The organism is Bacillus nitratireducens (assembly GCF_036320425.1).
GTDB classification, from domain to species: Bacteria; Bacillota; Bacilli; order Bacillales; family Bacillaceae_G; genus Bacillus_A; species Bacillus_A nitratireducens.
In genome coordinates, this window is the sequence record NZ_JAUMJO010000002.1 from 877,518 (window position 1) to 891,953 (window position 14,436).

The following is a 14,436-nucleotide window of genomic DNA, read 5'->3' on the forward strand; positions in this document are numbered from 1 at the left end:
ATAATTCTTGAGGACGAGAGTTGCAATTTCGTGGTACGTTACTATAATAAATAAATTAAAAAATACCCTATCTCACTAACAAGAAATCCTGTCACAGCATCACTATAAGTTATTATAGAACCGTGCGAAGCTCCTAGTCTTTCTTCATTAAGAACTTGATATACAGCAATACAGTAAAACTTATCTCCCATAAAGGGACATCCCAAAAATTAGTAAACAATAAATATATATTCAATTCATCACTTAGAAATCCCTTTTCACATATTGAAAACTAAACTGCCAGTTGGTACGAAAAAATGGCTACCGAAGCAGCCTTAGGTTATTCAACTCATGCATGCGTTAGTTGAATAAGGAATTATTATTTTTCATCTATTATCTTCCAACTTTTGTCTTTTGTATAATGGGGTAGCGTCACATCGCTATCAAGCTAACAAAATAAAATCCCCCTAAAATGAATAAATACGCTATTCTTTCTGTAGAATCATAGGAAAGGATGGCGTGTTTTCATTTTGAGCAAGATTTTGCTTTTCCAGCCTGAGAGAAATGTGGTGGGAACATATACAGAATGAATTTAAAATATAATGGGGAGGGAATTTATGAATATAATAAAAGATTGTAATTTTTATCTGGTTAAAGTTATCTCAAATGAAGAAATAGGACCCAATCATGAGTCCTATTTCTTCATTTGCAGGTATTGGTGGTTATATACTATGATTCTGTTTCTCTGTATTTATCAATAAACTTTTAGACATAACAGTTCTGCAATGTCCCCTTATCCTTAAAAACCTTCAATTAATCCTTTTTTAATCCCTTTTACGACTGCTCCAACTCTTGAATCTACACCCAGTTTTCTAATAATTGAAGAAATGTGATATTCTACAGTTCTTTTACTGATTGAAAGGTCCGTACTAATCTCATAATTTGTTTTATCTTTTGAGATTAAGAGTAATATTCTTTGTTCAGCAGAAGTTAGTGCTTCAATATTATTTCCTATAATCTGATTCTTAGAAAATAGTATATATCCCATGTGACTTTGACGAATTGCGTTAGCTAGGTCAAATGCTGATCTTTCTTTCGTAATGTATGCACTTGCTCCAGCTTCAAAGGCCGCATTATAATATTCTTCATGATCATATCCTGATAGAATTACAACCTTTACATCCGGAAATTTTGACAATAAATCTTTTGTAAGTTCAATACCATTATACTGCTTCATCCTGATGTCTGTAACAATTACATCAGGACGGGTATCTTCCACAGTTTTAATTAACATGGAAGGATCGTGAACGGTATTAATCACCTCAATATCTTCCTCAGATTCTAGTAGTCTTTGGATGCCTAGCATAACCAACAAATGGTCATCCACTAGTAGTGTATGTATACTCATTATTTTCCTCCCAATTTACTGGTATGGTAAATGTGACTAATGTTCCATGTTCTTTTTCAGAAGATATCCTCAAATTTCCGTTCAACTCGGAAATTTGACGCTGGATGGTCATTAGACCAAGGTGGTTGCTTGTACTAAATTCAGAAAAACTGTTCGGAACACAAAAGCCTATGCCGTCATCTTCTACAGTACAAACATAGCAGCCTCTTTCTTCTATGATATGTATTTGAACATTATTCCCCTTGGAATGCTTTATAGCATTATTCAGTAGCTCTTTTATAATACGATAAATCTGTATTTCGATATTTTTCGAGAGAATTTTTAATTTGCAATTAAATTGTATATGAATGAGAATGCGATAATTTAATTCGAACTCGCGTTTTAGTGTGTGTAAACTCGCTTCTAAACCTAAATCTTCTACGATAATAGGGTGAAGATTATGACACATTTTTCTAATACTATAGATAATATCTTCAAGTTGCTCATCCATTGAATTTAATATGTCTATAGAAAAGTTTCTTTTGGTCTGAAGCATTCTTATTTCGTTTAATTGCAAAATAAGAATTTGAAGAATTTCATCATGTAAGAAAATCGAAAGCCTTTTCCTTTCACTCTCTAGAGATTGAATAATCTGATAATTAAATTGTTTCCAGTTTTGAGCTTTTACCTTTGCTTTTCGAATTTCTTTTTTATTACTATTGAGAGTATTAACACTTAATAGTAAATTTGCCGAGTTTATTACAACCTCTTCAAGTTCATTAATTTCTTGAGGTTTAAATAATGTATAATCATTTTTTTCACCAATAATAATAGCTCCCTGCATGCCTTGGTAAATGAGTATTGGAAAACAAATTAAGTGGTATTTTTCAAACTGAATATGAATTGGAGTAGTACCTTCCTTTAGTAAGTAATTCTGTTCAAGTTGATTCAATTGGTTAAACAGCTCAAATTTATCCATATCCTGAAAAATACCTGTCTCATATAATGAATGATAAATACTATTTGAGTTCCATATTACGGAAACGCCGTTAATGTTAAACATCTGGTTAATAAGCTGTCCGACTAATTTCGCAAGCTCTTTAGCATGTTTTTCCTTCGAGAGTGTTTGAAAAAGCTCAATCTTATGTAAACCTGATTGTGCATCCTTTTTTATGTTTAAATACCTAAATAATGAGAGAATAAGTTTATATATATATACAGAGAGTACAACAGATAATACACTTAAGCTGCATAGTATAAATATTTCTTTTTGTGACAAATCTATGAATTGCTCAACTGAAAAATTAAAAAATAAGAAATTGAGCAAGTAAAAGAGTAAGTTTGTTAGCCATTTAGAAATTCTAATCTCAAATTCGATAACTTCTTGCTTTATTAATAAATAAGAAATAGTTAAAGGAAATATAATAATACTAGGTAAACAATATGTAAATGGAATTTTAGATTCCCCAAAAAGTAGACCGGGAATCAGATTAAGTAGAACAATAGGTAAAAAACTAAGAATAATACCAAAAATCAGAATATATAATTGACTTTTCACCTTAAGATTATTTTCTCGTAAATGTAATGAAACAAGAAAAACACAGATGCTAATACTCAGAAATAGGTTAGTAATTAGTAAAACTTTAAATAAAAAGCTAAAATTATTGTTAGACATATATCCAAAACAACAAAAAATTATATAAATAATTGTCAATCCTGTTGAAATTACAAATGATACAAGGTTGAATATTTTTACATATTTTGGTTTGGTAGATACAGGGAAATTAGAGAAAAAACTTATTAAGAGATAAGAAAGCATAAAAATACTACTCACCTCTATAGCTTTAAAAATATTTATATCATAGCTAGATAATAAGGATGTTAAAATAGCTATCCCAAAGACTGATGTTAGAGAAAAGAATTTTTTTGCTACAATAGATTGTCTTTTTTTTAAAAAGCTAATTAATCCTATAGTAAAAAAAATAAGACTAATAACGCTGATCATATAAAAATGACTAATTAATAAAGAGTTAACGCTTTCTTTAAAATTACTAGAGTGAAAATAGTAGTTATTTATTAAAAGTATTAATAAATATAAAATGCTTAAAGGTATACAGAACCAAATATTACGCATAGGAGTGACCTCTGCCCATAACCATCATTTGAAAATAAGTCATTTCGTCTTTAGAAAGAACAAAATGCATTTCTAAGAGTGCAAATGCTTTTCTATAATATAGTTGAGATAGGATACGACAATAGTGTAGTGCTCCAGATTGTTCTATGTAATCCCGGACTAATGCCCGAACTTCAGGTGAAGAAGATATTTGTTTATCCGTTAAATTTTCAAAAAAATTATCCTGTGTTTTGCAACTATATTCATAAGCTTTTAAAAAAGGAAGATAAGCCTTTAAGTCCTGAAGGTCATTTTTATTATCTGTCATGGCATCATTAGCATCATTTCTTAGCTGACCAGCTATCCCTATATAAGATGTGATTTCTTTTAAAAATCTATTTTCAGGATTAATAGTTCGAAAGATAATTTCTGTGAGTAGACCAGATTTCTTTTCAATAAGTTTCATATATTCTTCTTCACTTAAAATTATTTTTTTATCTATTGAAAAACAAAATTGGATATCTTTCCATTCTCCACAACACGAATGTATCAATTGTTGGAGAAGATCTCGTGTTGCAGTATCTTTTGTCTTATAAGTTAAGTATATCAGTCCTTGCATAAGTAAATATTGAGAAACTAACAAAAAACGAGGATATTCGTTTTTAAAATATAATGGATCTAATACGTCTCCATCACACAAATCATCTATTATATCCGCTGATAAAAAGATAAATTCAACCCCCATTGCCTTATCTAATTCTCTTTTTGTTATTGGTTGTCGTTTGGTCAAAAAAGAAAGAGCTAGATATAGCTCTCCCCATGAGAAGCCAGAAGATTCAGGATTTAAAATCTTTCCTTTATGAGAAAGACATTTCTGAATAAGTAGAAGTATTTCAGATTCATCACTTTGATTACGGTAGGAGATATGGTAATCAATATGATTGATTAAACAATCTTTAAACCCACTGATTTCCACCATCAATTTTCACCCGGAAATCCTTTGCATACTCATCTAATACAATTCGCTCTTCAACTGATAGTGTCTCCAATGAAGGACATAATTCATAAGTTTCAAAGGTAAGTTTGTTTTTTTTCATCTCCATTAAAAATTCCCATATTGCTTTATTCATAAAAAAACCCTCTTTCCAAATATTCTGTATTTTAGTTCTATATAAAAAAATACAATAAAAACGGGATATTTTCAATATAGTCCTTAAATTTTTAATACTTAATTTACATATATTTTTTTTATTATGCGTGAATTTACAATATAAACTTGCGGAATATACGGATTCTACTAGGATATTTATCTGATAAATTAGACACATAAGACATAACGTCTTAATAAAAATTTTAGGGGGAAAAGAAAATGATTAACGAAAAAAACCTTTTTGATTTAGATGTTCAAGTAACAACAGCTTCAGGTGATGTAGATCCACAAATTACAAGTATTTCAGCTTGTACGCCTGGTTGTGGAAACACAGGTTCATTCAATAGCTTCTGTTGCTAATTGCTATATAAGATATATTATCTTAAAAAAATTTAGGGGGAAAAGAAAATGATTAATGAAAAAAACCTTTTTGATTTAGATGTTCAAGTAACAACAGCTTCAGGTGATGTAGATCCACAAATTACAAGTATTTCAGCTTGTACGCCTGGTTGTGGAAACACAGGTTCATTCAATAGCTTCTGTTGCTAATTGCTATATAAGATATATTATCTTAAAAAAATTTAGGGGGAAAAGAAAATGATTAATGAAAAAAACCTTTTTGATTTAGATGTTCAAGTAACGACAGCTTCAGGTGATGTAGATCCACAAATTACAAGTATTTCAGCTTGTACGCCTGGCTGTGGAAACACAGGTTCATTCAATAGCTTCTGTTGCTAATTGCTATATAAGATATATTATCTTAAAAAAAATTAGGGGGAAAAGAAAATGATTAATGAAAAAAACCTTTTTGATTTAGATGTTCAAGTAACGACAGCTTCAGGTGATGTAGATCCACAAATTACAAGTATTTCAGCTTGTACGCCTGGCTGTGGAAACACAGGTTCATTCAATAGCTTCTGTTGCTAATTGAATGCCCAAAAAGAGGGAACACAGATGTGTCCCTCTTTTTCTCCTATTATAATATTTGATTAGAACAGAAGGGAAGATTCCAAATGATTACAGAAAAAAGGAAGACTATTCATACATCAAATAAAACCGCATGTAATAATATATTTGAACCTCTACCATTTTTTATGATTAGATCCCCGTTTTTACCATTTAACGCACTATATCAAATTAAGGATCAAGAATTATTGATTGAAAAATTAAGGGAATATGCAGAAATGGATTACATTAAGGAAGCCATTGCCATTGCAAGTCCTTCATTGCTTGAATCTCTTAAATATATACATGGTGATTTAAGTAATAGGAAAACACAACAAGTAATATCTTCTGTATTACGATATATGTTAAGAATGACAACACGCCCAACACCTTTTGGAGCTTTTTCCGGGGTAGCATCCGGAGAGTTTAAAGAAAAATCTTTACTTGAAATGAGCCATTTTGAACAATTTAAGAAAAGAACTCGGCCTGATATGGAATGGTTATTGGGAGTGGTTTCATCACTTGAAAAAAATCCTTGTATTCTCCAATTTTTAATGGTTAGTAAAAATCATGCTACTTATCGTGTCGGAAACCGCCTATATTTACCTTTTTCAACTGAATGTGGACAACTTCGTAAGAAAGATATGGAGAAAAAAGAAAATATTTCAATTACATATAGTGAAGTTGTTAAGAAAGTTTTAGATTTAGCTGAAACACATATTACAGTGAAAGAGCTTCTCCAAAAGTTGAATAATGACTATCCAGGCACAGATATAAAGGTAATGGAAAACTTTATTCTCCAGTTGGTAGAGCAAGAATACCTTATAACTGAGCTAAGACCGCCACTTACATATGACTCCCCATTTGATTATGTGATTGACAAGTTAAAAGTAAGAGTTGGTGAAAATCAAATATGGGAAGATTTATTGAAGGTAAAAGATTTAATACTTGTTTATGATCAATTACAGCTTGGAAAGGGGCTTTCTATATACAACGATCTTATCCTATTAATGAAGGGGATTTATGAAGTTTCAACGCCTCTTCAAGTAGATTTCGCTTTAAATATGCATGATTTAGCTATAGGAAAAAACGTAGCAAATGATGTTAGTAAAGCAGCTCAAGTGTTATGGAGCATAGCCGATAGCGGAGTTGGATTTCCTCATCTCCAAAAATATCATATTGAATTTTTAGAAAAATACGGAACAACTAGGGAGGTTCCATTGGTAGAACTTTTAAGTGAGGAATTAGGGCTTGGAGCACCCGCGACATATAAAAATCCAAAAGGAAGTAGGGATGGAGAAAATTTTACGCCGCCTTTAGATGAAGAACGTAATGTCCAATTATCATATATGCTTATTGAAGCTATTCATAATCAGCAAAAAGAAATTGAAATTACTGATGAAATAATTAGCAGAATTGGAATAGAAAAAGATACTCGATACGCTCCAGATTCATTTGAAGTATATGGAGAATTGTATGCTACTTCGCAAAAGGAATTAGACAATGGAAAGTATAATTTATGCCTAAGCCCAAATCCAGGGTCTCATGCAGCAGGAAGCACATTTGGTCGATTTTTAGATATCTTAGATCCAAATGTTAGACGTGAAATTCAGCAACAAGAAGTGGAGATTGACCATCAATTTAATAATGATGTCGTTATGGTAGAGGGAAGTTTTCTTCCGGCAACTGGCCGTTCAGCGAATGTGGCAATTGGAAAAACTACAAGAGAAGTAACTGTAACCCTTGGAACAAATGGAGATGAAGATACTTTGCAAATTCCAATTGATGATATTGTCGTTGGAGCATCATTAGAAAACTTTTATCTGAAATCTAAAAAATTAGGGAAAAGAATTAAGGTGGTAGCTGGTAATGTACTAAATTACCAAAGTGGCCCTAATATTTATCGCTTTATGAGAGAAGTTTCCCTAAATGATTTAGACCACTGGAGAATATTCAATTGGGGTAATATGACATCTTCACCTTATTATCCAAGGATTCGTTACAAAAATATCATTCTGTCTCCTGCAATTTGGAAGTTAAATAGAGAAACTATTGGTATGAAAAATAAACCTAAAAGTGATGATGAATTTTTAATCTTATTTGAAAAATGGAGAGTGAAATGGGCTGTTCCACGCTATGTATTTATGACGTATAGTGACAATAGAATTTTAATTGATCTTGAAAATATTCTTCATCTTCGAGAATTAAAGAATGAACTTTTTAAGCAGGGTAGATTACAGTTGAGGGAATCATTACATGACATCAATAAAAATTGCCTTAGCAGCCCGCTGGGTAGTCATGCAATGGAAGTTGTATTTCCGTTGAAAAAAATGAACGATGTCGCTAAAAGGAAGAGTTTAGGAGCTGTTGAAGACGGAAAAAAAGAGATGGTTAGTGAGAAAATGATTTATCGTTTGCCCGGAAGTGAATGGCTATATGTTAAGCTATATGTTCCACAAGCAAGAGAAAATGAATTTATTTCAAAATATATGACATCATTTGCTAATAATATTGTACAAAATGGTTTGGCTCAATCATGGTTCTTCATGCGATATCGTGATCCAGATGCTCATATTCGTTTGCGATTTTATGGAGATCCCAAGAAGTTGAATGCATCTGTTCTTACTCATTTAAGGGATTGGGCAAATAATTTAATGAACTCTGGATTTATTCACAAAATGACGATTGATACGTATGAACGAGAAGTAGAGCGATATGGTGGTCCGTATCTGATAGAATTGGCCGAGAATTTCTTCCATTACGATAGTAGGTCAGTAACAATGCTTCTTAATGTGATCGGACAACAAGCTGAACTGCCAGTACATGCACTGGCATCCTTAAACATAATTGAGATTATGGAGAATTTTGGTTTAACTTATGAACAACAATTGGAAACTATTGAAAGAAATACAGATAAATATGAATTCATGGATGAATTTAGACCAATGAGAAAATTATTAAGTAACATTGGAAATCCTGAAGGTGATTGGAATAATTTACGTAATTACAATTCATCAATTGGACTAGAGATTTATAAAAGTCTATTAGTTCGGAGAGAATCATTAAAAGAATATGTTTCCAGTATTAAACAATATAAAAATGAAGACAAGCTCTGGAATAAACAGCAAACAATTATGGGAGCAATTATTCATATGCATTGTAATCGACTATTGGGAGCTAATCGGGAACTAGAAAAAAAAGCACTTGCCTTTACGCGGCATATCTTATCAAGCCAGCGATATTGGAGGAATCAGAATGAAACAGATACTCAATCACACACCTGAAGATGAGAAACTATCATTTTCAAATATTTTAAAGTCTTTTCATTATTGGCCTGGTTTATTTAAACTTTTATGGGAAACGCACAGAGGATATTTCTTCTGTGTGCTTACCTTAAATTTTTTAAATGGATTATTACCTGCAGCATTGATTTTGACAATCCAATACCTTGTTAATACAGTACAAAACATCTACCAGAATGGGTACAAGGATGATTATTTTACTCATGTTTTACCGTTTTTTATAGCCTTTGCACTAGTTACAATTTTAACGGGTGTTACAGGATCAGTTTTGGAAACATATAAACAGCTTTACCGAAATCTTCTTTCTAATAAAATCAATGTAAAATTAATAGAAAAAGCAAAAAGATTACCTTATTCCAGTTTCGAGAACCCAGAAATTTACAATAAACTTCAAAGGGCGCGCCAAGATTCCACATATAAACCATTTGCTATTTTTGAAGAACTTATGGGGATTATAAAAAGTGGAATAACTGTGATTTCTATTTCCGGTATCTTAATGATTTGGAACTGGCAGTTTACCCTAATTTTAATTCTATTACCACTAATCTCTTCCTGGTCAATCATGAAAATTGGAAAAGAAATTTTTTTAATTAGTCATAAGCGTGCCGAAGAAACAAGAAAACAATTTTACTACTACTATTTGCTAACGACAGACATCACAGTAAAAGAAGTGAAATTATTTGGATTGGGCAATTTACTTCTAAAAAATTATTCAAATATGTTCAATCGATTTTATCTGCAAGATAGACGTCTGCTTTTAAAAAAGATGAGGATTGACCTATTTTTTCAATTAATCAGCGTGGCTTTTGTAATGTTTGTGCAGTTTATGGTGGTTATGGATGCTGTAACAGGGATTATTGCTATTGGAAGTCTTATCGCTTATTTTCAAGCTGTAAATACTACACAAAAAACATCTAATGAATTAATGTATATGATTTTTAATATGCACCAAAACAATCTTTATATGACTCAACTATTCTCATTTTTGGACGTTCCTGAAGAAAGGGATGTTTCAAATAATGGAGACAATACTTATTTAGATAGCATCTCTTTTGAGGAAAAAGGTATTCGATTTATAAATGTCTCTTTTAAGTATCCTGGTCAAAAAGAGTATACATTAAAAAAAGTGAATTTTCACATAAAACCAGGTGAAACATTGGCTCTTGTCGGATCTAATGGTTCGGGTAAATCTACGATTGTAAAGTTAATTACAAAACTTTATACGGACTTTGAAGGGATTATTCTATTAGATGGAAAACCCATTCATCAATACAGTGCAAACGAATGGCAGGATAAGATTAGTGCTATTTTCCAAGACTTTGTTAGATATGAACTAGATGTTAAAGATAATATTGGCTATGGTGACTATAAAAAAGCCGATCAAGTAATGGCTATACAAGCTGCTGCTAAAAAATCTGGAGCATTAAAGATGATTAATAGTTTGCCTAACCAAATGGATACACAACTTGGGAAAACTTTTGCGAACGGAATTCAGTTATCTGGAGGGCAATGGCAAAGAATCGCCATTTCAAGAGCATACATGAGGGATGCGAGCCTATATATTCTAGATGAACCTACTGCCGCATTAGATCCAGAAGCAGAAGAAGAGGTTTTTAGAGATTTTAAAGAAATTACAAAGAATTGTATGGGGCTCTTTATATCCCATCGGTATTCAACTGTAAGGCATGCTACAAAAATTATGGTCCTCGATAAAGGTAGAGTCGTGGAACTAGGTACTCATAATGAACTATTAAAGATAAAAGGAATATACGCAAGACTATTTGAGTTACAAGCTAAAAACTTTATAGATTATTCCAAAATTCAAGTGAATGTTTAATTAGAGAGGAGAAAACTATGCAATTAACTACAGAAAAAAAGTCATTTTGGTTACAGGGAATTAGTATTGAAAAAAGAAATAAAGCATTAAAGTTAGTTCGTGATATAGCAGAGCAATTAAAGGATCCGATGTATGTAGAAAAAATTGTTATGGAGCCTGATAATATACCAAATGGAGGAACACTTCATCCATGGGACCCCATTACTTTATCCCATGGCTATCCAGGTACTATAATGTTATTTGCAGAATTAGATCGACAGTTTCCAAAAGAGGGATGGGATCTTATTGCACATAGTCACTTGGTAGAAATACAAAAGGCAATAGAAAAACAAGGTGTGAATAGTATTTCTATGTTTGGCGGTGTTTCTGGTATTGCGTATGCGACATCATATGCTTCGCGTAACTATGAAAGATATCATATATTTTTGCAAAAGTTAAATGAATTTGTACTTTCGCAGTTACATCTTGTATTGAACTACGGGAAAGAAGAATGTGGTGTTCATCCATTTATGTACGATACTATCCAAGGTGCTACTGGAGTAGGGCGTTATTTGCTGCAAAATATTCAACTTGAATCAAATTTGGAAGCACTCAAACAAATTCTCAATTGTTTTATTAATATGTCTAATGACATTGAGGTGAATGGAGAAGTTCTACCTGGTTGGTACGTACCGTACACCAATCAGTTTTTGGAAACAGATAAGATATTATTTCCGGATGGGAATTTCAATTGCGGCCATGCTCATGGAATGCCTGGCCCACTTTCCTTGATGGCGTTGGCTATCGAACAAGGAATTGAAGTTCCTGGACAAAAGCAAGCGATTCGTAAAATGATAGATTGGCTAATAAAATGGCAAGATGAAGGTTCGTGGCCTGCGAGGCTTAGTTTTAAAGAAGTGGTCAATGACCAATCATACCACGTGTATCCGAAGCGAAAAGGCTGGTGCTATGGAAATCCAGGAGTAGCAAGAGCTCTCTATCTGGCTGGGAGATCCTTGAAGGATCAGAAGGCCATGAAAGTTGCATTAAGTTCTTATCAAGATACACTTTTACAAAGTGAGGAAGAATGGGATTTATCGTCTCCAACATTTTGTCATGGAAGAGCGGGATTATTACAAATGTCTATTAGGATGGCAAAAGATGAAGACGGGGAAATATCGATGCAATCCATTACAAAATTAATAGATTATGTAATGGATGCATATGATCCTCAAGCACCATTTGGCTTTAAAGACTTACAATCCAATGAGCAGACTTCAAACGAGCTAAACAAGGTAGGACTATTGGAAGGTGTAAGTGGTGTACTTTTAACATTATTAAGTCTAAGCGCAATAGAGGAACCATGGTGGGACGGAGTATTTCTAATTTCCTAATCAAGAATTGAGAGGATGTTACAGTATGAACCAAATGAATCAATTGCTTAATTCTAAGAAAATATTAGTAGGAGTAAGCGGCTCTATTGCAGTAGCTGGAATTTTTCAATATTTAGCTATATTGAAAGCGAATTTTAGTGAAGTAAAGGTTATCATGACAAAAAGTGCAATAAAACTTATCCCTGCAGAAACCGTGAAATTATATTGTAATGAGGTATTTATCGATGAGGAACTTACCCTAAGTGGTAAACCAGGTCATGTGGAATTGGCTAGATGGGCAGACTTACTAATGGTATTACCAGCTACAGGAAATACTATTTCCAAAGTAGCTCATGGTTTAGCTGATGATTTATTAAGTACAGTCATTCTTGCTCATGATAAACCAGTTCTCTTTTTTCCTAATATGAACAAATTAATGTGGGAGAAAAAAGTAGTTCAGAATAATGTTAAACTTTTAAAAGAATATGATCATATAGTGATTCCGCCTTTGAAAACAACAGCTTTTGAAATTGCGACTATGTCTTTGAAACCGAACTATGTTTTACCTAATAATCAAGAAGTATTGCATATACTCTTTAAGGAATTTGAGAAAAGAAAGTCAGTAACTGTACATGAAACGGTTGAAATGTACTAAAACTCACATTATTGTGAGTTTTTTTCTTTTCTTTATTCTTTTCTTTATTTTTTTTCTTTTCTTTATTCTTTTCTTTATTTTTTTTCTTTTCTTTATTTTTTTTTAATATTTGTCTTCTATATTAGTCCATAAGGAGGGATTTTATATGAATAATGAAATAGTTTTAGAAGCAAATCACTTAACAAAAACTGTAGGTGGCAAGACAATAGTAAATGATTTTTCAACTAAAATATATAAAGGAGATATTTGTGGTTTTCTGGGGCCGAATGGGGCAGGAAAAACAACTGTTATGCGTATGTTTACAGGATTAATTCGCCCGACAAAAGGAGTCATAAAAATAAGTGGTCAAGATGTAAATCAAAATAGACAACAGGCTTTGATGAATATGGGCGCAATTATCGAATCACCAATATTCTTCCCATATATGACGGGTAGAAAAATGCTACAAAATTTAGCGAGATTATACCCTGCTCTTTCTCGAAAGGAGCAATTGGAACAAGTAGAAGCAATACTATCTATTGTAAGGTTAACTGACGATGCAGATGTGAAAATTAAAAATTATTCATTAGGAATGAGACAGCGACTCGGGATTGCACAAGCTCTTCTAGGTGATCCAGATGTTATTTTATTGGATGAGCCAGCCAATGGTCTGGATCCTATGGGCATGAGAGAGCTAAGGGAATTAATTCTTGAACTTCGTGAAAAGAAAAATTTAACCTTTTTTATTTCAAGCCATTTACTAGATGAAATTCAGCAAATGTGTGACCGCCTTGTCATAATTAGAAATGGAAAGCTTATCACCCAAGGAAGGAAAGAAGAGTTAATTACAGATCCAACAAAAAGGTTGGAAGATGTGTTTGTGGAGATGATGACATCATGAGGGGGCTTTTTATCTCTGAATTTGAAAGGCTTTGGACGCAAAAAATAACTTGGATAATCTTGTTTTTCTTACCTTTAATGGTAGTTGCGTCAGTTAAATATTATCTAAACTGGAATCAACATACTTCTCCTGGAAGACCAGATTACGTTACTGCTTTAAATTTTCCTATAATAAGTATTTCTGAGCATCTTGTGGTTTCGTTTAATATTATTGCTATAATACTGATTTCTACTGTTATAGCGCATGAAGTAGAAAATGGACAATTAAGAATGATTTTGATTCGTCCATTTTCTACCTCACAACTTTTTGTAGCTAAGCTTGCTACTATATTAACTACCATGTTCCTATATTTAACTTTGTTTTGGATTTTTAATTCCATAGCAGGCTATTTATTCTTTCCAAAAGTAGATACATTAATAACATTTATAGATGAAACCAAGGTTTCTATTGCAGGGGCGATACTATATAACTTAAAGTATTTCTTTGCATGTTTCATTACTATGATTTGTATTGTTTCTGTATTTACATTAATAGGGGCGTTAAGTAGAAGTACGATGATTACTCTTGGATCAGGGGTGGCCTTTATTTTCTTTGCTATTGCAATTCCACAGATTTTAGAATTCTCTAGCCAAACGATAATTAGCGCTAATACTGTACTACATCTTATGTACATGTCAATCGTTAAAATTCAGCATACAGGTATAGCATTTCTACTTTCATCAAGTAATAGTATAAACATTTACATTGTTATAGTGGAAGCGATTTATATTTTCCTATTTGGAGTGTTCGCATACTTGTCATTTGTGAAAAGAGATTATTTTATTTGAAAACTAGGA

At 32.3% G+C, this 14,436-nt stretch carries 14 protein-coding genes; 10 read left to right on the forward strand and 4 right to left on the reverse strand.

Features of this window, described 5'->3' with window-relative positions:
- Positions 1-778: 778 nt before the first annotated feature.
- The 4 genes from Q3V31_RS10775 to Q3V31_RS10790 are packed head-to-tail and all read right to left on the reverse strand — an operon-like array spanning position 779 to position 4,609.
- A complete protein-coding gene (locus Q3V31_RS10775) occupies positions 779-1,387 on the reverse strand; it encodes a response regulator transcription factor (RefSeq protein WP_016129907.1) in 609 nt (202 codons plus the stop codon).
- Positions 1,359-3,500, reverse strand: a complete 2,142-nt coding sequence (locus Q3V31_RS10780; RefSeq protein WP_001244598.1) for a sensor histidine kinase — start codon at positions 3,498-3,500, stop codon at positions 1,359-1,361. The genes Q3V31_RS10775 and Q3V31_RS10780 overlap by 29 nt, the downstream gene beginning before the upstream one ends.
- Positions 3,493-4,461, reverse strand: a complete 969-nt coding sequence (locus Q3V31_RS10785) for a polyprenyl synthetase family protein (protein WP_016129906.1) — start codon at positions 4,459-4,461, stop codon at positions 3,493-3,495. The genes Q3V31_RS10780 and Q3V31_RS10785 overlap by 8 nt, the downstream gene beginning before the upstream one ends.
- Positions 4,436-4,609 (reverse strand): hypothetical protein, encoded by a 174-nt coding sequence (locus Q3V31_RS10790; protein WP_001030236.1) that lies wholly within the window; start codon positions 4,607-4,609, stop codon positions 4,436-4,438. Before Q3V31_RS10790 ends, Q3V31_RS10785 begins: the two co-directional genes overlap by 26 nt.
- Before the next feature lie 239 nt (positions 4,610-4,848).
- Here Q3V31_RS10790 and Q3V31_RS10795 point away from each other — a divergent pair, with 239 nt between their 5' ends.
- The 10 genes from Q3V31_RS10795 (at position 4,849) to Q3V31_RS10840 (ending at position 14,427) form a co-directional block, all read left to right on the forward strand.
- Positions 4,849-4,989, forward strand: a complete 141-nt coding sequence (locus Q3V31_RS10795) for a gallidermin/nisin family lantibiotic (protein ID WP_000606628.1) — start codon at positions 4,849-4,851, stop codon at positions 4,987-4,989.
- A gap of 48 nt (positions 4,990-5,037) precedes the next feature.
- Positions 5,038-5,178, forward strand: a complete 141-nt coding sequence (locus Q3V31_RS10800; RefSeq protein ID WP_000606628.1) for a gallidermin/nisin family lantibiotic — start codon at positions 5,038-5,040, stop codon at positions 5,176-5,178.
- A 48-nt stretch (positions 5,179-5,226) separates the two neighbouring features.
- Positions 5,227-5,367, forward strand: coding sequence for a gallidermin/nisin family lantibiotic (locus Q3V31_RS10805; RefSeq protein WP_000606628.1), 141 nt, complete (start codon positions 5,227-5,229; stop codon positions 5,365-5,367).
- A 48-nt stretch (positions 5,368-5,415) separates the two neighbouring features.
- On the forward strand, positions 5,416-5,556 hold the full coding sequence (locus Q3V31_RS10810) for a gallidermin/nisin family lantibiotic (RefSeq protein ID WP_000606628.1): 141 nt from the start codon (positions 5,416-5,418) through the stop codon (positions 5,554-5,556).
- Between the two features lie 86 nt (positions 5,557-5,642).
- Positions 5,643-8,858, forward strand: a complete 3,216-nt coding sequence (locus tag Q3V31_RS10815; RefSeq protein WP_329765038.1) for a lantibiotic dehydratase — start codon at positions 5,643-5,645, stop codon at positions 8,856-8,858.
- On the forward strand, positions 8,830-10,713 hold the full coding sequence (locus Q3V31_RS10820) for an ABC transporter ATP-binding protein (protein WP_016129903.1): 1,884 nt from the start codon (positions 8,830-8,832) through the stop codon (positions 10,711-10,713). The genes Q3V31_RS10815 and Q3V31_RS10820 overlap by 29 nt, the downstream gene beginning before the upstream one ends.
- Positions 10,714-10,730: 17 nt before the next feature.
- Positions 10,731-12,086 carry a lanthionine synthetase C family protein gene (locus Q3V31_RS10825; RefSeq protein ID WP_001177658.1) on the forward strand — a complete coding sequence of 452 codons (1,356 nt, stop codon included), beginning with the start codon at positions 10,731-10,733 and terminating at the stop codon, positions 12,084-12,086.
- Positions 12,087-12,111: 25 nt separating this feature from the next.
- A complete protein-coding gene (locus Q3V31_RS10830) occupies positions 12,112-12,720 on the forward strand; it encodes a flavoprotein (RefSeq protein ID WP_001072911.1) in 609 nt (202 codons plus the stop codon).
- Positions 12,721-12,865: 145 nt separating this feature from the next.
- Positions 12,866-13,600 (forward strand): ABC transporter ATP-binding protein, encoded by a 735-nt coding sequence (locus Q3V31_RS10835; RefSeq protein WP_001058380.1) that lies wholly within the window; start codon positions 12,866-12,868, stop codon positions 13,598-13,600.
- On the forward strand, positions 13,597-14,427 hold the full coding sequence (locus Q3V31_RS10840; protein ID WP_001214556.1) for an ABC transporter permease: 831 nt from the start codon (positions 13,597-13,599) through the stop codon (positions 14,425-14,427). The genes Q3V31_RS10835 and Q3V31_RS10840 overlap by 4 nt, the downstream gene beginning before the upstream one ends.
- Positions 14,428-14,436 lie beyond the last annotated feature (9 nt).

Excerpts from the sequence above, each read along its gene's own strand:
- Q3V31_RS10775 (WP_016129907.1), bottom strand. The coding sequence starts at position 1,387 with ATGAGTATACATACACTACTAGTGGATGACCATTTGTTGGTTATGCTA.
- Q3V31_RS10780 (WP_001244598.1), bottom strand. The coding sequence starts at position 3,500 with ATGCGTAATATTTGGTTCTGTATACCTTTAAGCATTTTATATTTATTA.
- Q3V31_RS10790 (WP_001030236.1), bottom strand. The coding sequence starts at position 4,609 with ATGAATAAAGCAATATGGGAATTTTTAATGGAGATGAAAAAAAACAAA.
- Q3V31_RS10795 (WP_000606628.1), top strand. The coding sequence starts at position 4,849 with ATGATTAACGAAAAAAACCTTTTTGATTTAGATGTTCAAGTAACAACA.
- Q3V31_RS10800 (WP_000606628.1), top strand. The coding sequence starts at position 5,038 with ATGATTAATGAAAAAAACCTTTTTGATTTAGATGTTCAAGTAACAACA.
- Q3V31_RS10805 (WP_000606628.1), top strand. The coding sequence starts at position 5,227 with ATGATTAATGAAAAAAACCTTTTTGATTTAGATGTTCAAGTAACGACA.
- Q3V31_RS10810 (WP_000606628.1), top strand. The coding sequence starts at position 5,416 with ATGATTAATGAAAAAAACCTTTTTGATTTAGATGTTCAAGTAACGACA.
- Q3V31_RS10815 (WP_329765038.1), top strand. The coding sequence starts at position 5,643 with ATGATTACAGAAAAAAGGAAGACTATTCATACATCAAATAAAACCGCA.
- Q3V31_RS10820 (WP_016129903.1), top strand. The coding sequence starts at position 8,830 with ATGAAACAGATACTCAATCACACACCTGAAGATGAGAAACTATCATTT.
- Q3V31_RS10825 (WP_001177658.1), top strand. The coding sequence starts at position 10,731 with ATGCAATTAACTACAGAAAAAAAGTCATTTTGGTTACAGGGAATTAGT.
- Q3V31_RS10830 (WP_001072911.1), top strand. The coding sequence starts at position 12,112 with ATGAACCAAATGAATCAATTGCTTAATTCTAAGAAAATATTAGTAGGA.
- Q3V31_RS10835 (WP_001058380.1), top strand. The coding sequence starts at position 12,866 with ATGAATAATGAAATAGTTTTAGAAGCAAATCACTTAACAAAAACTGTA.
- Q3V31_RS10840 (WP_001214556.1), top strand. The coding sequence starts at position 13,597 with ATGAGGGGGCTTTTTATCTCTGAATTTGAAAGGCTTTGGACGCAAAAA.